The organism is Stenotrophomonas sp. YJH_SMC_10 (genome assembly GCF_059371555.1).
This window is the reverse complement of sequence record NZ_JCAFUS010000002.1, coordinates 1-21330: the sequence shown is the minus strand read 5'-3', so window position 1 is coordinate 21330 and position 21330 is coordinate 1. Positions and strand designations below refer to the sequence as shown.

General features: G+C 67.8%; 21 protein-coding genes and 1 pseudogene. 18 read left to right on the top strand and 4 right to left on the bottom strand.

Features of this window, described 5'->3' with window-relative positions:
- Positions 1-2 precede the first annotated feature (2 nt).
- Positions 3-545: a type 1 glutamine amidotransferase domain-containing protein gene (locus AC5P9C_RS03435; protein ID WP_414615264.1), complete on the bottom strand. Its 543-nt coding sequence runs from the start codon at positions 543-545 to the stop codon at positions 3-5.
- Between the two features lie 121 nt (positions 546-666).
- Positions 667-1134, bottom strand: coding sequence for an SET domain-containing protein (locus AC5P9C_RS03430; RefSeq protein WP_049467412.1), 468 nt, complete (start codon positions 1132-1134; stop codon positions 667-669).
- 210 nt (positions 1135-1344) lie between these two features.
- Here AC5P9C_RS03430 and AC5P9C_RS03425 point away from each other — a divergent pair, with 210 nt between their 5' ends.
- From AC5P9C_RS03425 to AC5P9C_RS03405, 5 genes are all read left to right on the top strand, one after another.
- Positions 1345-1800, top strand: a complete 456-nt coding sequence (locus AC5P9C_RS03425) for an SUF system Fe-S cluster assembly regulator (RefSeq protein WP_005408436.1) — start codon at positions 1345-1347, stop codon at positions 1798-1800.
- Positions 1801-1816: 16 nt separating this feature from the next.
- On the top strand, positions 1817-3292 hold the full coding sequence (sufB, locus tag AC5P9C_RS03420) for a Fe-S cluster assembly protein SufB (protein WP_057494207.1): 1476 nt from the start codon (positions 1817-1819) through the stop codon (positions 3290-3292).
- 74 nt (positions 3293-3366) lie between these two features.
- Entirely contained in the window at positions 3367-4131 is a 765-nt protein-coding gene (sufC, locus tag AC5P9C_RS03415) for a Fe-S cluster assembly ATPase SufC (RefSeq protein WP_049467415.1), read from the top strand.
- Positions 4131-5393 (top strand): Fe-S cluster assembly protein SufD, encoded by a 1263-nt coding sequence (gene sufD, locus AC5P9C_RS03410; protein ID WP_343541359.1) that lies wholly within the window; start codon positions 4131-4133, stop codon positions 5391-5393. Before sufC ends, sufD begins: the two co-directional genes overlap by 1 nt.
- Positions 5390-6646 (top strand): cysteine desulfurase, encoded by a 1257-nt coding sequence (locus tag AC5P9C_RS03405; RefSeq protein WP_343541357.1) that lies wholly within the window; start codon positions 5390-5392, stop codon positions 6644-6646. Before sufD ends, AC5P9C_RS03405 begins: the two co-directional genes overlap by 4 nt.
- 16 nt (positions 6647-6662) lie before the next feature.
- On the opposite strand, the gene AC5P9C_RS03400 is transcribed toward AC5P9C_RS03405, so the two are convergent.
- On the bottom strand, positions 6663-7313 hold the full coding sequence (locus tag AC5P9C_RS03400; protein WP_150827402.1) for a transposase: 651 nt from the start codon (positions 7311-7313) through the stop codon (positions 6663-6665).
- 208 nt (positions 7314-7521) lie between these two features.
- On the opposite strand from AC5P9C_RS03400, the gene AC5P9C_RS03395 reads away from it, so the two are divergent.
- The 13 genes from AC5P9C_RS03395 (at position 7522) to AC5P9C_RS03335 (ending at position 20955) form a co-directional block, all read left to right on the top strand.
- Positions 7522-8061, top strand: coding sequence for a GNAT family N-acetyltransferase (locus tag AC5P9C_RS03395; protein ID WP_103283283.1), 540 nt, complete (start codon positions 7522-7524; stop codon positions 8059-8061).
- On the top strand, positions 8058-8390 hold the full coding sequence (locus AC5P9C_RS03390; RefSeq protein WP_049467425.1) for a non-heme iron oxygenase ferredoxin subunit: 333 nt from the start codon (positions 8058-8060) through the stop codon (positions 8388-8390). Before AC5P9C_RS03395 ends, AC5P9C_RS03390 begins: the two co-directional genes overlap by 4 nt.
- 175 nt (positions 8391-8565) lie before the next feature.
- Entirely contained in the window at positions 8566-8970 is a 405-nt protein-coding gene (locus tag AC5P9C_RS03385; RefSeq protein ID WP_049467427.1) for a hypothetical protein, read from the top strand.
- 148 nt (positions 8971-9118) lie between these two features.
- Positions 9119-11410, top strand: coding sequence for a TonB-dependent receptor (locus tag AC5P9C_RS03380; protein WP_343541352.1), 2292 nt, complete (start codon positions 9119-9121; stop codon positions 11408-11410).
- 68 nt (positions 11411-11478) lie between these two features.
- Positions 11479-12198, top strand: coding sequence for a tetratricopeptide repeat protein (locus AC5P9C_RS03375; protein ID WP_343541350.1), 720 nt, complete (start codon positions 11479-11481; stop codon positions 12196-12198).
- Positions 12199-12208: 10 nt separating this feature from the next.
- Positions 12209-12886 carry a Fe2+-dependent dioxygenase gene (locus AC5P9C_RS03370; RefSeq protein ID WP_049467433.1) on the top strand — a complete coding sequence of 226 codons (678 nt, stop codon included), beginning with the start codon at positions 12209-12211 and terminating at the stop codon, positions 12884-12886.
- A 164-nt stretch (positions 12887-13050) separates the two neighbouring features.
- Positions 13051-13452 (top strand): hypothetical protein, encoded by a 402-nt coding sequence (locus AC5P9C_RS03365; RefSeq protein ID WP_064237800.1) that lies wholly within the window; start codon positions 13051-13053, stop codon positions 13450-13452.
- Between the two features lie 145 nt (positions 13453-13597).
- Positions 13598-16018 carry a TonB-dependent receptor domain-containing protein gene (locus tag AC5P9C_RS03360; protein ID WP_414615263.1) on the top strand — a complete coding sequence of 807 codons (2421 nt, stop codon included), beginning with the start codon at positions 13598-13600 and terminating at the stop codon, positions 16016-16018.
- A 199-nt stretch (positions 16019-16217) separates the two neighbouring features.
- A complete protein-coding gene (locus AC5P9C_RS03355) occupies positions 16218-16856 on the top strand; it encodes a PepSY-associated TM helix domain-containing protein (protein ID WP_164083473.1) in 639 nt (212 codons plus the stop codon).
- A 26-nt stretch (positions 16857-16882) separates the two neighbouring features.
- On the top strand, positions 16883-17401 hold the full coding sequence (locus AC5P9C_RS03350) for a DUF2271 domain-containing protein (RefSeq protein WP_049467441.1): 519 nt from the start codon (positions 16883-16885) through the stop codon (positions 17399-17401).
- A gap of 122 nt (positions 17402-17523) precedes the next feature.
- Entirely contained in the window at positions 17524-18327 is an 804-nt protein-coding gene (locus AC5P9C_RS03345; protein ID WP_343543737.1) for a DUF4198 domain-containing protein, read from the top strand.
- Positions 18328-18382: 55 nt separating this feature from the next.
- Positions 18383-19354, top strand: a complete 972-nt coding sequence (locus AC5P9C_RS03340) for an FAD:protein FMN transferase (protein WP_053506964.1) — start codon at positions 18383-18385, stop codon at positions 19352-19354.
- On the top strand, positions 19351-20955 hold the full coding sequence (locus AC5P9C_RS03335) for a sulfite reductase subunit alpha (RefSeq protein WP_414615262.1): 1605 nt from the start codon (positions 19351-19353) through the stop codon (positions 20953-20955). Before AC5P9C_RS03340 ends, AC5P9C_RS03335 begins: the two co-directional genes overlap by 4 nt.
- 188 nt (positions 20956-21143) lie before the next feature.
- On the opposite strand, the pseudogene AC5P9C_RS03330 reads toward AC5P9C_RS03335, so the two are convergent.
- A pseudogene (locus AC5P9C_RS03330) lies at positions 21144-21330 on the bottom strand (IS110 family transposase); the annotation flags it as partial.

The window sequence follows — 21330 nt, the reverse complement described above, 5'->3', positions numbered from 1 at the left end:
CGTCAGGCGGCAAGCGCTTTTACCACCGCCTCGCTGAAGGCCGGAATGTCGTCCGGCTTGCGGCTGGTGATGACGTTGCCGTCGACCACCACCTCGGCATCGCGCCATTTCGCACCCGCGTTCGCCAGATCCTGCTGCAGGGACGGCCAGGAGGTCAGCTCGCGGCCATCGGCCAGGCCGCTGTTGATCAGCAGCCACGGGCCATGGCAGATCGCCGCCACAGGCTTGCCGGCTTCATCCACCGAGCGGATGAAACCGAGCACGGCATCATCGGTACGCAGCGTGTCCGGATTGATGACGCCCCCGGGCAGCACCAGGGCATCGAAGCTCGCCGGATCCGCCTCATCCAGCGGAATGTCGACCGCGACAGCGTCGCCCCAGTTCTTCTCTTTCCAGCCCTTGATGGTCGCTTCCTTCGCGGGCGACACCACGCTGACCCGCGCGCCCTCCGCTTCCAGCAGCCGCTTGGGCTCGGTCAGCTCGGACTGCTCGAAGCCGTGGGTGGCCAGGATGGCGATCTGCTTGCCCTTCAATCGTTCTGCCATGGGTGCGCTCCAGTTGGGGAGCGCACAGCGTGGACGAACCTGCCTTGCATGGCGGTGACCCTGCCGTGCACGGCAGGTGGAGAGCATCCGTGCCGGCCAGCGGTCGGCACCGCCGGAAGGGTCAGCGCTTGGGCTGCAGCATGGTGCCGGTGCACTTGGGCGAGCCGCAGCGGCACTCCCAGATCTTCTTCAGCTTGGCGGTGTGGCGCTCGGCCAGGGTGATGCCGTAGTTGTAGGTCAGTTCCTCGCCGGGCGTGATGTCGCGCAGCGCCTCGATGAACACCTTGTCGCCGCGGCTGTCGCCGTCCTCGTCTTCCTCGATCACGGCCTCGCAGTTCGGGTCGCAGCTATGGTTGATCCAGCGCGCGTCGTTGCCCTTGTAGTTGGCATCGATCACCCAGTCATCGTTGAGGGTGAACAGGAAGGTATGGCCGCTTTCGACGTCGCCGCTGTCATCGGCATCAACGTCGCCGTGGCTGCGCAGCAGGCCCTTGTACTGGATCACGCGCTCGCCCTGCTTGATCGGGGCCACGGCGAACACGCCGTTGCCATGGATGGCGGACTTGCGGGCTTGGATCTTCTTCGGCATCGGCACGGGCTGTTTGCAGCGGATGGAACCTTGATTCTCGCCCATTCCGGGTGATTTGCGAAAATCACCCCGTTGGCGCAGGATTGCGGCCCGGCAACGGCCCCGGCGTGTCCTCCCGGCGCGGCCCCAGCGCCGGCTGAATGCCCGGGTTGGATGGTGGCGAATAAAAGCGTACAATTTCAGTCCGCTTTAAGAACCACTCGCATCCCCATGTTGCGCGTCACCAAGCTCACCGATTACGCCACCGTCGTGCTGACCGTGCTCGCCGCCCGTCCGGGCGAGGTGCTCAGCGCCACCGAGCTGGCCGAATTCACCGGCCTGGAGCCGCCCACCGTCAGCAAGGTCCTCAAGCCGCTGGCCCAGGCCGGCCTGGTCGAAGGCCTGCGCGGCGTCCGTGGTGGCTACCGGCTGACCCGCCCGGCCATCGAGATCTCGCTGTTCGAGGTGGTCGAAGCAATGGAAGGGCCGCTGGCCCTGACCGAATGCAGCCACGACCACCACCAGTGCGGCATGGCGCCCAAGTGCGGCGCGCGCAGCAGCTGGCGGCTGATCAACGACGTGGTCTCCGAGGCCCTGCGCGATGTCACCCTCGCCCAGATCCTGCCCCCTCTTCCCCTTGCCGATGACGAACAGCGCCGCACCATCGCTGTCGATGTCGTCTCCTGATCCACAGGCAGCCCCCATGGCCACCGAAACCATCGAAAACGTCGCCCACGACGACACGCCCAACCGCGAGATCCACGAACAGCTCGGCCGCAAGTATTCGGCTGGCTTCATCACCGAGATCGAATCGGACTCCCTGCCCCCGGGCCTGGACGAGGACACCATCCGTGCCCTGTCGGCCAAGAAGGAGGAGCCGGAGTGGATGACGCAGTGGCGCCTGGACGCCTACCGCCACTTCCTGACCCTGCCGATGCCGGACTGGGCCAAGCTGGAGATCGCGCCGATCGACCTGCAGGCGCTGAGCTACTACTCCGCGCCGAAGGGCCCGAAGTACGCCTCGCTGGACGACGTGCCGAAGGAACTGCTCGACACCTACGACAAGCTGGGCGTGCCACTGCACGAACGCGCCAAGCTGGCCGGCGTGGCGGTGGATGCGGTGTTCGACTCGGTGTCCGTCGGCACCACCTTCCGCAAGGAACTGGCCGAGAAGGGCGTGATCTTCTGCTCGATGTCCGAGGCGATCAAGGAACACCCGGAGCTGGTGCGCCAGTACCTGGGCACCGTGGTGCCGGTCGGTGACAACTACTTCGCCGCGCTCAATTCGGCGGTGTTCTCCGATGGCAGCTTCGTGTTCATTCCCAAGGGCGTGCGCTGCCCGATGGAGCTGAGCACCTACTTCCGCATCAACGCCGGCCACACCGGCCAGTTCGAGCGCACCCTGATCGTGTGCGAGGACAAGGCCTACGTGTCCTACCTGGAAGGCTGCACCGCGCCGATGCGCGACGAGAACCAGCTGCACGCCGCAGTGGTCGAGCTGGTGGCGCTGGAAGATGCGGAGATCAAGTACTCCACGGTGCAGAACTGGTACCCGGGCGACGAGAACGGCGTCGGCGGCATCTACAACTTCGTCACCAAGCGTGCCGAATGCCGTGGCGCGCGCAGCAAGGTCACCTGGACCCAGGTCGAAACCGGTTCGGCGATCACCTGGAAGTACCCGTCCTGCGTGCTGCTGGGCGACGACTCGGTCGGTGAGTTCCACTCGGTGGCGCTGACCCACCACCGCCAGCAGGCCGACACCGGCACCAAGATGATCCACGTCGGCAAGCGCACCAAGAGCAAGATCGTCAGCAAGGGCATCAGCGCCGGCCGCGGCCAGAACACCTACCGCGGCCTGGTGCGGGTGGACCGCAACGCCGACGGCGCGCGCAACTACACCCAGTGCGACTCGCTGCTGATCGGCAAGCAGTGCGGCGCGCACACCTTCCCCTACATCGAGGTGAAGAACCCGGGCGCCACCGTTGAGCACGAGGCCACCACCTCCAAGATCTCCGACGACCAGCTGTTCTACTGCCGCGCCCGTGGCATCAGCCAGGAAGACGCGGTGTCGATGATCGTCGATGGCTTCTGCAAGCAGGTGTTCCGCGAACTGCCGATGGAGTTCGCGGTGGAAGCCAAGAAGCTGCTGGAAGTCTCGCTGGAAGGTTCGGTGGGCTGAGCGCCCGCCCCTGCCCCTCGCAAACGCATTCTCTTTACCGGCGGGCCCTGGCCCGCCCCACGGAAATCCCCACCATGCTGAAGATCGAAAACCTCCACGCCCGCATCGGCGGCAAGGAAATCCTCAAGGGCCTGTCGCTGGATGTGAAGCCCGGCCAGGTGCACGCCATCATGGGCCCGAACGGCGCCGGCAAGTCCACCCTGGGCAATGTCCTGGCCGGCCGCGATGGCTACGAAGTGACCGAAGGCCGCGTGCAGTTCGACGGCGTCGACCTGCTGGAGCTGGACCCGGAAGCGCGCGCCGCTGCCGGCCTGTTCCTGGCGTTCCAGTACCCGGTGGAAATCCCGGGCGTGAACAACACCTACTTCCTGCGCGCGGCACTGAACGCCCAGCGCAAGGCGCGCGGCGAGGAAGAACTCGATTCCATGCAGTTCCTCAAGCTGGTGCGGCAGAAGCTGGCCGTGCTGCACCTGAAGGACGAACTGCTGCACCGCGGCGTGAACGAAGGTTTCTCCGGCGGCGAGAAGAAGCGCAACGAGATCTTCCAGCTGGCCGTGCTGGAACCGAAGCTGGCGATCCTGGACGAGACCGACTCGGGCCTGGACATCGACGCGCTGAAGAGCGTGGCCGACGGCGTCAACGCACTGCGCGGCACCGACCGTTCGTTCCTGGTCATCACCCACTACCAGCGCCTGCTGGACTACATCAAGCCGGACGTGGTGCACGTGCTGGCCGATGGCCGCATCGTCAAGAGCGGCGGCCCCGAGCTGGCGCTGGAACTGGAAGCGCACGGCTATGATTTCCTGAAGGACCGGGTCGTGCCCGAGGCGGCGGTCTGATGAGCGCCCTGCTTGATTCGATGGCCCAGGCCTTCTGCGGCAGCGATGCGCGCCGCGAAGTGCTGGATGCGGCCCTGCGCGACGGCCTGCCGGCCGCCCGCAACGAAGCCTGGAAGTACACCTCGCTGCGCCAGCTGGAACGCCGTGCGTTCGCAGCGGCACCGCTGCAGGGCCCGGCGCTGGACGCTGCGCTGCTGGAGGACATTCCGGCGCCGCGCCTGGTGTTCGTCAATGGCCGCCTGGACGCCGCGCTGAGCGACGTGCAGGCCCTGCCGGCCAGCGTGCAGCTGCAGCCGCTGTCGGCCGCACTGGCCTCCGGCGAAGACGCCGTGCGTTTCCTTGGCCGCCGCTACGAGCGCAGCGAGGAGATCTTCGCCCGCCTGAATGCCGCGCTGGCCGATGAAGGCGTGGTGCTGCGCGTGGATGAAGGCGTACAGGTCGACGTGCCGCTGCAGCTGGTGTTTGCCAGCGTCGCCGGCGATACCGACCTGGCCTGGCATCACCGCCACCTGATCGAACTGCGCGCCGGCGCCAGCCTGGGCGTGGTCGAGCACCGCTTCAGCGTCGGTGATTCCGCCCACCTGGACAACACCGTGCTGCATGCCCACGTCGCCCGCGATGCCGTGCTCAAGCACGCCCGCGTGCAGGCCGGCAGCGCACGCCAGACCAGCTTCCTGCGCACCGACGCGGTGCTGGCCCGCGACGCGCAGTACCACCGCGTGGACCTGGAACTGGGCGCCGCGCTCAGCCGCCATGAATTGAACGTCCGCCTGGAAGGCGACAACGCCCAGCTGACCGCCAATGGCGTGCTGCTCGGCAACGGCCGCCGCCACGTCGAAACCCGCCTGGGCATCGACCACATCGCGCGCGATACCGCCTGCGAACTGCTGTGGCGCGGCGTCGCCGCCAACCGCAGCCGCGTGGTGTTCCATGGTGGCATCCAGATCCGCGAAGGTGCCGACGGCACCGACGCGAACCTGTCCAACAAGAACCTGCTGCTGTCGGCCGATGCCGAGATCGACACCCAGCCGACGCTGGTGATCGACGCCGATGAAGTGAAGGCCGCGCACGGCGCGACCGTCGGCCAGCTCGATGCCAACGCGCTGTTCTACCTGCGCTCGCGCGGGCTGCCGCAGGCACAGGCGCAGGCCCTGCTGAGCGCCGCGTTCTGCCACGAACCGCTGAAGATCCTGCCGGACGCGCTGCGTGCGCAGCTGGCACGCCGCCTGGACAAGGCCCTGGCCGAGGCAGGTGTGGCATGAACCTGTCCACCCCGCGCCCGATCGAAGAACGCACCGGCGCGCCCGATTGGGATCGCGTCCGCCTCGACTTCCCGCTGCTGATGCGTGAAGTGCATGGCAAGCCACTGGTCTATTTCGACAATGCCAACACCGGCCAGAAGCCGGTGCAGGTGATCGGCGCGGTGGACGAGTTCTACCGCCGCTACAACGCCAACGTCAGCCGCGCGGTGCATGCGCTGGGCAGCGAGGCCACCGACGCCTACGAAGGCGCGCGCAACACGCTAGGGCGCTTCCTCAACGTGCGCCCCAGCGAGCTGGTGCTGTGCAGCGGCACCACCTTCGCCATCAACCTGGTGGCGTACTCGTGGGCGCTGCCGCGGCTGAAGGCCGGTGATGTGATCCTGGTGTCGCGCATGGAGCACCACGCCAACATCGTGCCGTGGCAGCTGGTCGCGCAGCGTACCGGTGCCACCATCCGCGTGGCCGAGATCACGCCTGACGGCGCACTGGACCTGGATGCGCTGCGCGCGGCGATGACCCCGGAGGTCAAGCTGCTGGCGGTCACCCATGTCTCCAACGTGCTGGGCACGGTCAACCCGGTGCGCGAGATCTGCCGCGAGGCGCGCAAGCGCGGCATCATCACCGTGGTCGACGGCTCGCAGGCAGTGCCACACCGCAAGGTCGACGTCGCCGCGATCGGCTGCGATTTCTACGCCATCACCGGCCACAAGATGTGCGGCCCGACCGGCACCGGTGCACTGTGGGCGCGCCGCGAGCACCTGGACGCGATGCCGCCGTTCCTGGGTGGCGGCGAGATGATCAAGGAAGTCAGCTTCGAGGGCACCGTGTTCAACGACGCCCCGCACAAGTTCGAAGCCGGCACCCCGAACATCGCCGGTTTCATCGGACTGGGCGTGGCCGCCCACTACCTGCAGCAGCTCGGCCAGGAAAACGTGGAAGCCCGCGAAGCCGAACTGCTGGCGCACTTCACCGAAGAACTGCGCCGCGTCGATGGCCTGCGCATCATCGGCGAAGCACCGGAGAAGGCCGCCGTGGTCTCGTTCCTCATCGATGGCGCGCATGCGCACGATCTGGCCACCCTTCTGGATCTGGAAGGCGTGGCCGTGCGCTCGGGTCAGCACTGCGCACACCCGCTGCTGCAGTACTTCGGCGTCGCGGCTACCTGCCGCGCCTCGCTCGCGTTCTACAACACGCATGCCGAGATCGAGCGGTTCATGACGGCGCTGACCAAGGTGCGGAAGCTGTTGGGGTAACCCCGGAAGACCGGGGTCAGATCCCTTTCGCATCGCGAAAGGGCTCTGACCCCAGCAACGTCCCCACCAACCGGCGCTGTGACTGCAACGCTGCGCGGATCGCGACCAGATCACCCGCAGGAATGCCCTGCGCAATGAACTCCACATACCGCCTTCGCCGCTCTTCCACATCGAAGGCCATCAAATCGAACGCCGGGTGTGGTGTAAGCAGCGCGTTGCACGTTCCTCGCGCATTGGCCCGATAGCTGGACCAGCGATAGTCGCCGGGATGCGCCACCCTCCCCGCCCGCACCGGATTGAGCTCGATGTAGCGCTGGCAGGCCAGCAGATAGCGATCCGTATCCACCTGCGTGGAATGGAAACGTCCTTCCCACAGGGTTCCCGTGCGGCCCTGTCGATCGTTCACCCGGCGCACGTAGGCCCGGTTTACCGCCTGCATCATCCGAGACAAGCCGCCGGACACATCGGGTGTCGCCAGCAGGTGGATGTGATTGTCCATCAGCACATAGGCGTGGACCCGGCACTGCTGCTGACCTGCGTGATGACACAGCAGGCGCAGGTAGGCGACGCGGTCGCCATCCGCAAAGAACACGGGCTGACGATTGTTGCCGCGCTGGACGACATGTTGCGGATATCCGGGCGCATCGATGCGCCGTGGCCTTGGCATGGGCTGCTCCTGGTAGCAGGGGGTCAGGGCCCTTCGCTGCGCAAAGGGATCTGACCCCGAGCATCTGCCGATTCCGGGCCCGTGCCAGTCGGTCCATGGCCTGCCGTTGAGTCAGTAGATGCCGGGGTCAGATCCCTTTCGCGTTGCGAAAGGGATCTGACCCCACTCCCCCATTTGCGCCCGCCCACACCCCACCTAGAATGGGGCCATGAGCACCCTGACCTTCCGCGCCGCCACGCCGGCCGACATCCCCGCCCTGATCGCCCTCGTCACCTCGGCCTACCGGGGCGACGCCAGCCGCGTCGGCTGGACTACCGAAGCCGACCTGCTGGATGGCGCCCGCATCGACGCCGAAGGCATCCAGGCCGACCTGGACCGGCCGCGCTCGACCATTCTGCTGGCCGAGCGCGGGGACCAGCTGGTGGCCTGCGCACACGTCGCCGATGTCGACGGCAAGGGCTACTTCGGCATGTTCTCGGTCGACCCGGCGCAGCAGGGCGGCGGCGTCGGCAAGCAGCTGATGGACGCCGCCGAAGCGCACGCCGCACGCGAATGGAAGGTACCGGTGATGCAGATGACGGTGATCGACGTGCGAGATGAGCTGATCGCCTTCTACGAGCGTCGTGGCTACCAGCGCACCGGCATCAAGAAGCCATTCCCCTACGGCGATGAGCGCTTCGGCATCCCCAAGCGCGACGACCTGCGCTTCGAGATCCTGGAAAAGCCGCTGGCCGGAGCCGCCGCGTGAGCGATACCTGGACCTTCGTCTGCGCCGGCAACGAGCTGCTGCCGGGCGAAATGAAGAGTGTGTTCGACGAAGTGACCGGCGCGCCGATCGTGGTGTTCAACCTGGACGGTGAGCTGTACGCCCTGGAAGACCAGTGCACGCATGAAGAGTTCGAGCTGTCTTCAGGCGAGTTCAACACCACCGAAGGCAGCGTGGAATGCGTGCTGCACGGCGCGCGCTTCGACGTGCGCGATGGCCGCGCCCTGTGCGCACCGGCCTATACGCCGGTGCCCAAGTTCCCGGTGAAACGCGAACACGACGCCGTCTGGACCCGCGACGACCGCGATTGAAGCGCCCCCTGGCCGCCGGCGACTCCGCCCAAGGGGTGGAAGCCAGCGGAGCGCACTGAGGGGCCTTCACGACCCTCTCCGGGCCTCCAGACCGCTCATCCAATTGCGCATATGCGAATCATTATCGTTGATGTTATTCTACGTAACACCTTCGTAACGACGCCGCCCCTGCGCCATGGCTTCGCCCGCGCCCACCGCCACGCTGTGCCAGCTCGCCCGCCAAGGGTGGCCGCTGGTCGTGGCCGCGCTGCTGACGCTGCTGCTGGGCTGGTCGGCGCTGCACGAAGGGCGCGGCAACGGGCCTGCGGCCCACGGCTGGCAGGCGCACGCTGAAGGGCTGCAGCAAGCCATGCCGTTGCCCGCCCCGCCGGTGGACGAATGCCCGCACCATGCCGCCCCGGCACCGGAGCCGCCGCTGGATGGCGAGGGCGCCGCGCCCTGCACCGCACTGGCTCCCCCGCGTGCCGTCCTGGTCGCGCACATTCCGCTGTGGCGCTCCGACGCCCTGCGCTGGCAGCGGCACGATCCCGCACTGCGGTTGAACCCCGGCCACGCGCCGCCCGCACCGCACGCCAGCTGAGGCGCCCTGCGGCCGTTGCCGTGCGCCTGATTGCGTTTCCTGCCAGCCGGGCATCGGCCCGGTCCTGCAGAAGAAGCCTTCCATGTGTCGACGCGCTGCCTGCGCTTCGCCCCTCGCCCTTTCCCGATCCACGCCACGACCCATCGCCATGACCTACATCACGTCCCGCAAGCACGCCCCGCGCGTTTCCCTGCTCGCCACCGCTACCCTGGCTGCGGGCTTCGCGCCGCTGGCTGCGCAGGCTGCCGACAGCGCCGACGCCGGCTCCCGCAATGCCACCGAGCTGGACAAGGTGCAGGTGCGCGGCAGCTGGTTCAATCCGTCCTCGCCGAAGTTCACCGCCGAACTGCTGGACACCCCGAAGTCGGTGTCGATCGTGTCGGAGAAGCTGATCGCCGAAACCGGTGCGACCAACCTGCAGGATGCGCTGCGCATGGTGCCGGGCATCACCTTCGGCGCCGGCGAAGGCGGCAACCCCACCGGTGATCGCCCCTTCATCCGTGGCTTCGATTCGCAGAGCAACGTCTTCGTCGACGGCCTGCGCGACGTCGGTTCGCAGACCCGCGAAATCTTCGACCTGGAGCAGGTGGAAGTGGTCAAGGGCCCGAGCTCGGCCTACGGCGGCCGCGATTCCGGCGGTGGCAGCCTCAACCTGGTAAGCAAGACGCCGAAGCTGAAGAACGAGACCAGCGCCAGCATGGGCATCGGTACCGACAGCTACGCGCGCGGCACCGTGGACGCCAACTACGTGCTGGGCGATGGCATCGCCGCGCGCCTGAACCTGATGAAGCACGAATCGGACATCGCCGGCCGCGACGCCGCCAACGTCAGCCGCTGGGGCATCGCGCCGTCGATCGCGTTCGGCCTGAACGGCCCGGCGCAGCTGATCGCCAGCCACTACCACATGCAGAGCGACGACCTGCCGGACGCCGGTGGCTTCCCGTACGGCAACCCGAGCGGTGCGCCGGCGTCGAAGTGGGTCGACGGCCGCCCGATGGTGCCGGACCGCAACAACTACTACGGCCTGGTCGACCGTGATTTCCAGCGTACCCGCGCCGACATCAGCACCCTGGATGCCAGCTACGACTTCGGCGGCCACAAGCTGCGCAACATCGCGCGCCTGGGCAACACCAGCAACGACTACCTGTGGACCCAGCCGGACGACAGCCAGGGCAACCCGAACAACTACGGCACCTTGTGGCGCCGTACCAACAGCCGTGCCGTCGACGTCAGGAGCTTCGCCGACCAGCTGGGCCTGACCGGCGCCTTCCAGACCGGCGTGCTCAAGCACAGCTACAGCGCCGGCGTGGAGTACAGCGACGAGAAGATGACCCGCGGCAGCTACCTGATGACCCCGGGCACCAGCAACCCGCTCACCGGCAACAGCAAGTGCCCGACCACCGGCGCGGCCACCGGCTACAACTGTACCGATTTCGCCAACCCGGACCCGCGCGATCCGTGGGCGGCCACCCATTCGGTGTATCGCAGCGACAAGGCACTGGACGTCGAGCAGCGCACCAAGACCACCTCGGCCTACGTGTTCGACACCATCGAGCTCAATGAGCAGTGGATGGTCAACCTGGGCCTGCGCTACGACGACTTCCGCACCACCCTGACCACTCCGGTGGCCGGCAAGGCGCCGACCCGCGTGCGCAACAGCAACGACTTCCTGAACTACCAGGCCGGCGTGGTGTTCAAGCCGGCTGCCAACGGCAGCATCTACCTGTCCTGGGGCACCTCCTCGACGCCGCCGGGCATGGACGGGGGCGATGGTTCGGACGGCCTGAGCGCCGCCGTGGCCGACCTCAAGCCGCAGGATACGAAGAACCTCGAACTGGGCACCAAGTGGGACCTGTTCGACCAGCGCCTGAACCTCACCGCGGCGATCTTCCACACCGTGATGAACAACGCGCGCGTGACCGTCGACAACGGCACCAGCCAGAATGCCGGCAAGAAGGAAATCAACGGCTTCGAGCTCGGCTTCACCGGCCAGCTGACCGAGGCCTGGAGCCTGTACGGCGGCTACACCTACCTGGACTCGGAACTGAAGGACAACGGCTTCGTCTGTGGCGCACCGGTCGGTCGTACCTGCCCGTCCAACGTCTACGTGCCCTCGCCGTACAACGGCAACGTGTTCCCGAACACCGCCAAGCACAGCGCCAACCTGTGGACCACCTACCGCTTCCCGATCGGCCTGACCCTCGGCGCCGGTGCGTTCTACTCCGACAAGCAGTACGGTGATGTTGCCAACACCAAGTGGATCGCCAGCTACACCCGCTTCGACGCGATGGCCAGCTACGCGATCCAGGACAACATCAGCCTGCAGCTCAACGTGCAGAACCTGACCGACAAGACCTACTTCACCAAGGCTTATGCCTCGCACTACGCGAGCATCGCCCCGGGTCGCTCGGCCACCCTGGCACTGAACGTGAAGTTCTGATGTAGCTTCGTTCCACCACGGCGGCAGGTTCTCCTGCCGCCGTTTTTGTTTCCGGCGATACTCACCCCATGGCGAACCGTACCCCCATCGACAGCGACGCCCTGGCCGAGCTGCTGCAGCACGATCCGCAGGCCGCGTTCGCACGCGTCCGCGACGCCGCGCAGGCCGGACAGGTCGAGGCACAACTGCTGCTTGCGCAGATGCACATGGAAGGCAAAGGCACCGCGCAGGATGCTTCGGCTGCGCTGCTCTGGTACGAAACCGCCGCCAACAACGGCGCACCGATGGCGATGAACATGCTTGGCCGCTGCCATGAACTGGGCCAGGGCACCGCGCCGGATCCGGCACTGGCGGCGGTGTGGTACCGGCGCGCAGCCGACACCGGGCTGGACTGGGGCCTGTACAACCTGGCCAACCTGCTGGCCACCGGCCGCGGCGTCACGCAGGACCGCGCGCAGGCACTGGCCCTGTACACCCGTGCCGCGCACCTGGGCCATGCCAAATCGATGAACCTGCTGGCCCGCCACCTCGAAGACGGGCTGGATACCGCAGCCGATCCGCAGGCAGCGCTGGCCTGGTACCAGCGCGCGGCCGAGGCCGGTGATTTCCGCGGCCAGGCCAACTACGCCTCGATCCTGCTGCAGGCCGGCCAGGTCGAGCAGGCCGTGCACTGGTTGCAGCTTGCACTGGCCCACGGCAGCCCGGCGTTCATGGCGCACATCGTGCCGGAACTGGCCGCCTCGCCGCATCCACAGGTGCGCGCCCTGGTTGCGCCACCGTCGCTCTGAGGAGTCCCGCATGCTGCTGCACATCCCCGACATCCTCAGCGCCGACCAGGTGGCCGACTTCCGCCGCCGCCTCGATGCCGCCGACTGGACCGATGGCCGCGAAACCGTCGGCCATCTGGGCGCGCAGGCCAAGCACAACCAGCAGCTACCCGAGGCGTCGCCGCTGCGCCGCGAACTGGGCGAGGTCATCCTCGTCGCGCTGGCCCGGCACCCGCTGTTCTTCAGCGCCGCGCTGCCACTGAAGTACCTGCCCCCGCGCTTCAACCGCTACAGCGGCGGCGGCACCTACGGCTTCCACGTCGATGGCGCGGTGATGAACCTGGCCAACGGCGAACAGCTGCGTTCGGATATCTCCTGCACCCTGTTCCTGTCGGCGCCAGACGAATACGAAGGCGGCGAGCTGGTCATCAGCGACACCTACGGCGAGCACGAAGTGAAGCTGCCGGCCGGCGATCTGATCGTCTATCCGTCCAGCAGCCTGCACCAGGTGCGGCCGGTCACCCGTGGCGCACGCGTGGCGTCGTTCTTCTGGGTGCAGAGCATGATCCGCGACGATGTGCAGCGCCGCCTTTTGTGGGAAATGGATGGCGCGATCGAGCGCCTGCGCCAGACCGGCGCCGACGCTGAGGCGATCCTGCAGCTGACCGGCGTGTACCACAACCTGCTGCGGCGCTGGAGCGAAGTCTGAGCCTGGCCGTGCCGGCCTGCGACACTTTGGCAATCATTCTCATTTGCAACAGCTAACGGCTCTCATTACAATCACGCCCCGTTGATGCCGGCCCCTGCCGGCAGGCCCCTGGGGATCTTCGCTTGCTGCGCCCGCTTCGCCCTCGCCCACTGATCCATCGCACGATGGGTACCGCCATGCGCGGCCAGCGTCCTGCGCTGGCCAGCCTGCTGGCATGGGTGGCGATGCTGGCGTTGCTGCTGGGCGCGCTGCCGCTGCTGCCACAGGCCCAAGCAGGAATGGCCGTGCAGATGCCGCTGGAAGAGCGCGGCGGCCAAGGCACCTTGCTGGAAGAAGCACCGGCCAAGCTGCGCCGATGTGCTGCCGCTCCGGTGAAATCAGCCGAGAAGGCACGCACGCCGTTGCTGCTGGCCAGCCAATGGCTGCGCACCGAGCTTGAACTCGTACCCGCCACGCCGGCCATGCCCGGCGTGCGCCCGGACTGGCCGCTGGCCGCTCCGGACACGCCCTGGGCCGCTGCGCCCGGGCGCCGCCAGCAACGCGGCCAGGCGCCGCCGCTCGCCTGATCCACGGCCCGACGTGACCGCCTGCGCGGTCGTGCCCGCGCGCCGCTGCCTGCTTCATCCCTGCCGCCCCTGACCGGGCCTTCCGTGCCTGCCACGCCGTTCGCGCGCGGCATCGCGCCCCCCTGCATCCTTCGAGGTAACTGCCATGGCCCAGCGCCATCGTGTCCGTTCGTCCCTGTCCCGCACCCTGCTGACCAGCGCCGTGCTGGCGGCTTTCGCCAGCCCCGCTTTCGCCCACGGTGACGCTTCCGGCGCCCCGCAGACGCTGGACGAGGTGGTGGTCACCGCTGCCGGCTTCGAGCAGAAGGTGATCGATGCCCCGGCCAGCATCAGCGTGGTCAGCCGCGAGGAACTGAGCAGGCGGCCGTACACCAGCCTGGTCGATGCGCTGCGCGACGTCGAAGGCATCGATGTCGGCCTGGAGGCCACCGACAAGAACGGCCGCGCCACCGTGTCGATGCGCGGGCTTCCGTCCGAATACACCCTGGTGCTGATCGACGGCCGTCGCCAGAGCAACGTCGGCCAGATCTATCCGAACAACTTCGGTGGCGGCCAGTTCGCCTACCTGCCGCCACTGGATGCGATCGAACGCATCGAAGTCGTGCGCGGGCCGATGTCCACGCTGTACGGTTCGGACGCGATGGGCGGCGTCATCAACATCATCACCCGCCGCAACCAGGACAGCTGGCACGGCGCGCTGACCCAGGGCTTCACCGTGCAGCAGGACGACCAGTTCGGCGACGCACGCACCACCGACCTCTACCTCAGCGGCCCGCTGCTGAAGGATCGCCTGAGCCTGGCGGTACGCGGCAGCTACTACGATGCCAAGGCATCCAACCCCGAATGGGATGCGCTGCCGCTGCCGGATGGCACGCTGTGGGAGCGCAGCATCGGCTTCGGCGGTGGTGGCAAGTCGGTCGCCAACACCAACTGGAACAGCGGCGTACGGCTGGACGTCCGCATCAACGACGACCACGAACTGTGGCTGGACTACGACGTGTCGCGGCAGAAGTTCGACAACCGCGAGGGCCAGACCGGCACCCTCGACAGCCTGGCCAGCCTGTGGCGCGTCGGCAACGCGGTCATTCCCAACCCGAACGGCAACGGCACGCTCACCCGCCGCGTGGTGCAGCCGCGCGTGGGCTACACCGCCTACCAGCGCTACGAGCGCGACCAGTTGTCGCTGACCCACCAGGGCCGCTACAGCTTCGGCACCTGGCAGACCTCGCTGACCCACAGCAGGAGCAGCAACCTGGGCCGCTCGCTGCCGCTGACCCTGGACGAGCGCGCCAACCTGCAGGCGCTGTGGAATGACGTCTGCCGCCGCACCGGCGCCGCCAGCAACTGTGCAGCCGGCCGTGGCAATGCACTGGCCGCCCTCAACCCGAGCGAGATGGCACGCCTGCAGGCATTCCTGCCGCGTCCGCTGCGGACCATGGAGCTGGAAGGCTACGTGCTCGACACCATGCTTGACCTGGACTTCGGCGCGCACACGCTGACCGTGGGTGGCCAATACAACGACACCGACATGGTCGACGGTGTGTTCGGCATGGACGGCGCCGGCTACCGCAGCAACGTCAAGCAGACGCACCGCATGTGGGCGCTGTTCGCCGAGGACAACTGGGCGCTGACCGACACCCTCACCGCCACCTTCGGCCTGCGCTACGACGACCACAACGTGTTCGGCAGCCACGTCAGTCCGCGTGGCTACCTGGTGTGGAACGCCAGCGATGCGTGGACCTTCAAGGGTGGCGTCAGCACCGGCTACAAGACCCCGCGACCGGACCAGCTGTTCCCGGGCATCACCGGCTTCGGTGGCCAGGGCGTGCTGCCGCTGGTCGGTTCGCCGAACCTGAAGCCCGAAACCAGCACCAACTACGAGCTGGCGGCCTATTACGAGGGCCAGCGCTGGGGCTTCAATGTCACCGGCTTCTTCAACACGTTCGAGGACAAGATCGCCAGCGGCGGCACCTTCCCGAACTGCGAAGTGGCCCGCGCCGGCAGCGGCTACTGCGTGGACATCGGCCCGGGCTGGGCGGCCCTGGGCTACAGCACCTTCACCCAGAGCGTGAACATCGACAAGGCCGAGACCCGTGGCGCCGAACTGGCCGCGCATGTCGACCTGCTCGACAACCTGCAGCTGCGCGGCAACTACACCTGGACCAGGAGCGAGCAGACCAGCGGCGCGCAGAAGGGTCTGCCGATCAGCGGTACCATGCCGGCCAGGCACATGGCCAATGCCAGCCTCAACTGGCAGCTCAACGAAGCGATCAGCCTGTCGCTGACCGGCGAAGGCCGCTACGACCGCTACCGCGACACGCTGCTGGACGCCGACGGCGCCCGCCACACCCGCTACTACGAGGACTACACGATCTTCCACCTCGGTGGCAGCTGGAAGGCCACGCCCTGGCTGACGGTGAACGCGCGGGTCAACAACCTGTTCGACAAGGACTTCGTCTCGCAGTCGTGCCTGCTGATCAGCCAGAGCGAGTTCAACTGCGTGGACGACTACGCAACCAAGGACCAGCGCCGCAGCTACTGGATTTCGTTGAACGCGACGTTCTGATCGCCGCGCCCTGCCCCGGTGGGTGCCGACCCTGGTCGGCTCCGCTTCATCCACGCATGGCGTGGATCTACCGATCGGCAGTGCTGGCAGCTGGCCGGCAACCCGCAATACCTGCTCCAGGGATACAGAACGACACGCAATTGCGAGCTATTCTCATCAATGATGTAATGGGCAGTCCCCGTCCGCCCCGAACCGTGCCGTGAGCCGTCCTGCCTCTTCCACCGTGGCGCAGCAACAGAACCGTGGCTTCTGGCTGCGGACGCTGCACCAGTGGCACTGGATCAGTTCGGCGGTGTGCCTGATCGGCATGCTGCTGTTCGCGGTGACCGGCCTGACCCTCAACCATGCGGCGAAGATCGAAGCCAGGCCCCAGGTGCAGAACCAGCATCTGGAGCTGCCGGCCGCGCTGCTGGGCCAGCTCGGCACGCGCGAGGACGGCAACGCGCCGATTCCGCGCCCGGCCCGCCAATGGTTGGACGCGCAGCTCGGCATCGCCATCGGCGGACGCCCGGCCGAGTGGTCGGCCGAAGAGATCTACCTGTCGCTGCCGCGCCCTGGTGGCGACGCCTGGTTGAGCATCGATCGCCAGACCGGCGCGGTGGAGTACGAATCGACCTCGCGCGGCGTGGTGTCCTACCTCAACGACCTGCACAAGGGCCGCAACGCGGGCCCGGCCTGGGGCTGGTTCCTGGACCTGTTCGCCGTGGCCTGCCTGGTGTTCTGCATCACCGGGCTGTTCCTGCTGCACCTGCATGCGCGGCAGCGGCGCATGACCTGGCCGCTGGTCGGCCTGGGCCTGATGATCCCGCTGTTGATCGCCCTGCTGCTGATCCACTGACTTTCCCCCGTTCCCGGAGCCGCCCCATGCGCGTCACCCTGACCATCGCCCTCAGCGGCCTGCTGGCCACCTCGCCGGCCTATGCCGCCACCCTCGACATCAATGTCGAAGTGCCCAAGCTCAACGTGGCCGAGTACCACCGCCCGTACGTGGCGGTGTGGCTGGAAGGCGCCGACCAGAAGGTCGCGGCCAACCTGTCGGTCTGGTACCAGCAGACCAGCAACAGCGAAGGCCACGGCACCAAGTGGCTTCCCGACCTGCGCCAGTGGTGGCGCAAGAGCGGCCGCACCCTGCAGGTTCCGGTGGATGGCGTGACCGGCCCGACCCGCCCGGCCGGCAAGCACGCGCTGTCGTTCAACGACAGGCAGCCGGCCCTGAAGCAGCTGGCCCCGGGCAACTACACCCTGGTGGTGGAAGCGGTGCGCGAAGTCGGCGGCCGTGAACTGTTGAAGATTCCCTTCACCTGGCCGGCGACCACCGCGCAGAACGGCAAGGCGCAGGGCGCCACCGAGCTGGGACAGGTCACCCTCGCCGTCAAACCGTAACCGCCTGAGCCGGGGTCGGATCCCTTCCGCAGGAAGGGCTCTGACCCCATCGCCCTATCCCTCGGGGTCAGAGCCCTTTCCGCTGGAAAGGGATCCGACCCCTTCCAACTGGAGTCTTCCGCATGAAGCGCACGCTCGTCCTCGCCGCCGCCCTGGCCGCTGCCCTTCCCTTCTCCGCCCTGGCCCACAAGGCCTGGCTGCTGCCCTCGCAGACCGTGATCGCCGGCAACGCGCCGTGGATCACCGTCGACGGTGCGGTCTCCAACGACCTGTTCTATTTCAACCACGTGCCGCTGCGCCTGGAGTCGCTGGTGATCACCGCGCCGGACGGCAGCACCGTGCAGCCGCAGAACGCGGCCACCGGCAAGTACCGCAGCGTGTTCGACATCGAACTGAAGCAACCGGGTACCTACCGCATTGCGTCGGTCAATGACGGCCTGTTCGCCACCTACGAGCAGAACGGCGAGCGCAAGCGCTGGCGCGGCAGCGTCGCCACCCTTGGCGAACTGCCCAAGGACGCGAAGAAGCTGGAACTGAGCCAGTCGGTCGGCCGCGTGGAGACCTTCGTCACCAACGGTGCGCCGAACGATACCGCCCTGAAGCCGACCAACCGCGGCATCGAGCTGATGGCCGTCGGCCACCCGAACGACCTGTTTGCCGGCGAGGAAGCGACCTTCCGCGTGCTGGTCGACGGCAAGCCGACCGCCGGCCTGGAATTCGAGATCGTGCGTGGCGCCACCCGCTACCGCAACGCGCAGGACGAGCTGAAGGTCACCAGCGATGCCAAGGGCGAGATCAAGGTGACCTGGCCGGAAGCCGGCATGTACTGGCTGGAAACCGGTACCGAGGACAACAAGACGTCGGTGAAGCAGGCCGCCAAGCGCCGCTTGAGCTACGTCGCCACGCTGGAAGTGCTGCCGCAGTAACGACGTGGGCGGCGATGCCGGGCAGGCCCCGGCATCGCGCCTGCAGCAGACCCCCATGACCGATCCCCTGCTCGACATCGCCCGCCTCGGCGGCACCACCATGGGCACCACCTGGAGCGTGTCGCTGGTCGCGCCACGCCAGCGCGACCTGCATCCGCTGCATGCCGGCATCCAGGCGCGCCTGGATGATGTGGTCGCGCAGATGAGCACGTGGGAAGCCGGCTCGGACCTCAGCCGCTTCAATCATGCCGCTGCCGGCCAGTGGTGCACGCTGCCGGCCGAGACCCGCCACGTTCTGGCCTGCGCACAGGCCATCGCTGCGGCCAGTGACGGCGCCTTCGATCCCACCGTCGGTCCGCTGGTTGCACTGTGGGGCTTCGGTGCACATGCCGGTGAACGCCGCCAGCCCGATGCCGCCACCCTGCAGGCCACGCGTGAGCGCTGCGGTTGGCAGCGCCTGCAGTGGCAGGGCGATGCGCTGCTGCAACCGGGTAGGCTGGAACTGGATCTCTCCGCGATCGCCAAGGGCTTCGGCGTCGATCACGTCGCCGCGTGGCTGCGCGGACAAGGCATCGCTGCCGCGCTGATCGAGGTCGGTGGCGAACTGGCCGGCTATGGCCGGAAACCGGATGGCCAGCCGTGGCGCGTGCTGGTGGAGTCCGCACCGGAAGAAGATGCGCGGACCGATACCCCGCCTCGCGTGCTGGCACTGGATGGCCGGGCGGTGGCCACCTCCGGCGATCGCTGGCACCAGTACCACGCCGATGGCGAGGCTTACAGCCACAGCCTCGATCCGCGTACCGGCAGGCCGGTGCGCCAGGTCGCTGCGGCAGTCACGGTGGTGGCCGGCGATGCGATGCACGCCGATGCCTGGGCAACCGCGCTGACCGTACTCGGTCGCGACCAGGGCATGGCGCTGGCCGAGCGCGAAGGCCTGGCGGCGCGCTACCTGCAGCGCGCTGCAGGCGGCCCGCAGGAGTTCCTCAGCAGTGCCTTCCAGCGTCTTCTCGACGAGCAGGGCGCATGAGCGGACGCCGGTCGCGCGCGTGGCTCGGCAACACCCTGGCCCTGCTCCTGTTGGCGCTGATCGGCGGGGCGTTGCTGCGCCTGCATCTCGGTGAGGCATGGTGGCAGGGCGCGCCACCGATTCGACACTTGCAGATCGCGGCACTCGCCACGGCCCTGTATGCGCTGGCCTGCGCTGCACTGTGGTGGCGTGGGCGCCCGCGCGACGATGCCGCAACCGGAGACACCGCGCCCCTCCTGCTGGTCTGGTCCAGCCAGACCGGCTTTGCCCGCGAGCTGGCCGAACGCAGTGCCGAAGCCCTGCGCGGCGCCGGCATGCCCGTGCGCGTGCGCGGTCTGCACGACGTCGACGCCGCGTTGCTGGCCGACAGCCAGCGCGCGCTGTTCATTGCCAGCACCACCGGCGAGGGCGATCCGCCCGACCACGCCCTGCCCTTCCTGCGCGGGGTGATGGCCGCGCCGCCGTCACTGCAGCACCTGCAGTACGGCGTGCTCGCACTGGGCGACCGCAGCTATGGCCACTTCTGCGGATTCGGCCACCAGCTCGACCAATGGCTGCGCCAGCATGGCGCGCATCCACTGTTCGATGCGATCGAAGTCGACAACGCCGATCCGGCGGCGCTGCGGCATTGGCAGCAGTTGCTGGGGCAACTCGGCGGCGGCGCCAGTGAACTGCCCGACTGGAGCCCGGCCGCGTACCAGCCGTGGACGCTGCTGCAGCGCGAGCATCTGAACCCGGGCAGCCCCGGCGGTCCGGTGTACTGGTTGCGCCTGCAGCCACCGGCCGGCGCAGAGGCGCAGTGGCAGGCCGGCGACATCGCCGAGATCGGCCCGCAACATGCCCGCGCCAGCGCGCGCGCCTGGCTGCACGCGCAGGGCTTCGATGCGGACACCGTGCTGGAGGACGGGCAGACCTTGCTGGCGCGCGTCGCGCGCTCGCACCTGCCCTCGCTGGTTCCGCCGGGTGACCTGCCCGCATTGCTGGCGACCCTGCAGCCGCTGCCGCATCGTGAGTACTCGATCGCCTCGGTGATGGCCGACGGCGCGGTGGAGCTGCTGCTGCGCCGCCAGCTGCGCGCCGACGGCACGCCCGGCATCGGCAGCGGCTGGCTGTGCGACCACGTGGCCATCGGCGAGCCGGTGCAGCTGCGCCTGCGCCGCAACGACAATTTCCATGGCGTGCCCGCCGATGTGCCGCTGCTGCTGATCGGCAACGGCACCGGCATCGCCGGCCTGCGCGCCCACCTGCACGAACGTGCCCAGCAGGGCGCACGCCGCACCTGGCTGCTGTTCGGTGAGCGCACCGCCGCACACGACTTCCATTTCGGCGACGAGCTGCAGGCAATGCTGGCGAGCGGAACGCTGGCGCGGCTGGATGCTGTGTTCAGCCGCGATGGCGGTGCGCATCGCTACGTGCAGGACCGGCTGCTGGCCGAAGCAACAACGCTGCGGCAGTGGGTGGATGACGGCGCGACGATCCTGGTCTGCGGCAGCCTGCAGGGCATGGCCCCGGCCGTGGATGCGGTGATCGAGCAGGTGCTGGGTACTGCGGGCAAGGAAGCGCTGTTGCTGGCCGGTCGTTACCGGCGCGATGTGTATTGAGGTTGCCCCATCCACGCATGGCGTGGATCTACTGAACGGCGTCAATGCGAGCGAACTGCCTCCTGTTGCGTGCGAACCTTGGTTCGCACCATGGCGCGATGTCGGAGGCCCCATCCACGCATGGCGTGGATCTACTGAACGGCGTGTCCAGGCAGGGTGGCAACCGCAGTGCAGTAGCAACTGTCTTGTCAGGGGCAGCCGAGGGCCACCTCGGCGTCCCGCTTACGGGCGTTGAGGATCACCAGCATTTTGCGCATGACCGCCACGAGCGCCACCTTGCTCGCTTTGCCCTTGGCCTTCAGGCCAGCGTAAAACGCGCGCAGTCTTGGCTCGTACCGGATGGCCGTCAGGGCCGCCATGTAAAGGGCTTCGCGT

Bases quoted from the DNA above. Each gene is read 5' to 3' on its own strand.
- AC5P9C_RS03335 (WP_414615262.1), top strand. From the start codon at position 19,351: ATGAGCGGACGCCGGTCGCGCGCGTGGCTCGGCAACACCCTGGCCCTG.
- AC5P9C_RS03375 (WP_343541350.1), top strand. From the start codon at position 11,479: ATGGCGAACCGTACCCCCATCGACAGCGACGCCCTGGCCGAGCTGCTG.
- AC5P9C_RS03405 (WP_343541357.1), top strand. From the start codon at position 5,390: ATGAACCTGTCCACCCCGCGCCCGATCGAAGAACGCACCGGCGCGCCC.
- AC5P9C_RS03400 (WP_150827402.1), bottom strand. From the start codon at position 7,313: ATGCCAAGGCCACGGCGCATCGATGCGCCCGGATATCCGCAACATGTC.
- AC5P9C_RS03350 (WP_049467441.1), top strand. From the start codon at position 16,883: ATGCGCGTCACCCTGACCATCGCCCTCAGCGGCCTGCTGGCCACCTCG.
- sufC (WP_049467415.1), top strand. From the start codon at position 3,367: ATGCTGAAGATCGAAAACCTCCACGCCCGCATCGGCGGCAAGGAAATC.
- AC5P9C_RS03395 (WP_103283283.1), top strand. From the start codon at position 7,522: ATGAGCACCCTGACCTTCCGCGCCGCCACGCCGGCCGACATCCCCGCC.
- AC5P9C_RS03340 (WP_053506964.1), top strand. From the start codon at position 18,383: ATGACCGATCCCCTGCTCGACATCGCCCGCCTCGGCGGCACCACCATG.
- AC5P9C_RS03370 (WP_049467433.1), top strand. From the start codon at position 12,209: ATGCTGCTGCACATCCCCGACATCCTCAGCGCCGACCAGGTGGCCGAC.
- AC5P9C_RS03425 (WP_005408436.1), top strand. From the start codon at position 1,345: ATGTTGCGCGTCACCAAGCTCACCGATTACGCCACCGTCGTGCTGACC.
- AC5P9C_RS03430 (WP_049467412.1), bottom strand. From the start codon at position 1,134: ATGCCGAAGAAGATCCAAGCCCGCAAGTCCGCCATCCATGGCAACGGC.
- AC5P9C_RS03385 (WP_049467427.1), top strand. From the start codon at position 8,566: ATGGCTTCGCCCGCGCCCACCGCCACGCTGTGCCAGCTCGCCCGCCAA.
- AC5P9C_RS03345 (WP_343543737.1), top strand. From the start codon at position 17,524: ATGAAGCGCACGCTCGTCCTCGCCGCCGCCCTGGCCGCTGCCCTTCCC.
- AC5P9C_RS03360 (WP_414615263.1), top strand. From the start codon at position 13,598: ATGGCCCAGCGCCATCGTGTCCGTTCGTCCCTGTCCCGCACCCTGCTG.
- AC5P9C_RS03435 (WP_414615264.1), bottom strand. From the start codon at position 545: ATGGCAGAACGATTGAAGGGCAAGCAGATCGCCATCCTGGCCACCCAC.
- sufB (WP_057494207.1), top strand. From the start codon at position 1,817: ATGGCCACCGAAACCATCGAAAACGTCGCCCACGACGACACGCCCAAC.
- sufD (WP_343541359.1), top strand. From the start codon at position 4,131: ATGAGCGCCCTGCTTGATTCGATGGCCCAGGCCTTCTGCGGCAGCGAT.
- AC5P9C_RS03365 (WP_064237800.1), top strand. From the start codon at position 13,051: ATGGGTACCGCCATGCGCGGCCAGCGTCCTGCGCTGGCCAGCCTGCTG.
- AC5P9C_RS03380 (WP_343541352.1), top strand. From the start codon at position 9,119: ATGACCTACATCACGTCCCGCAAGCACGCCCCGCGCGTTTCCCTGCTC.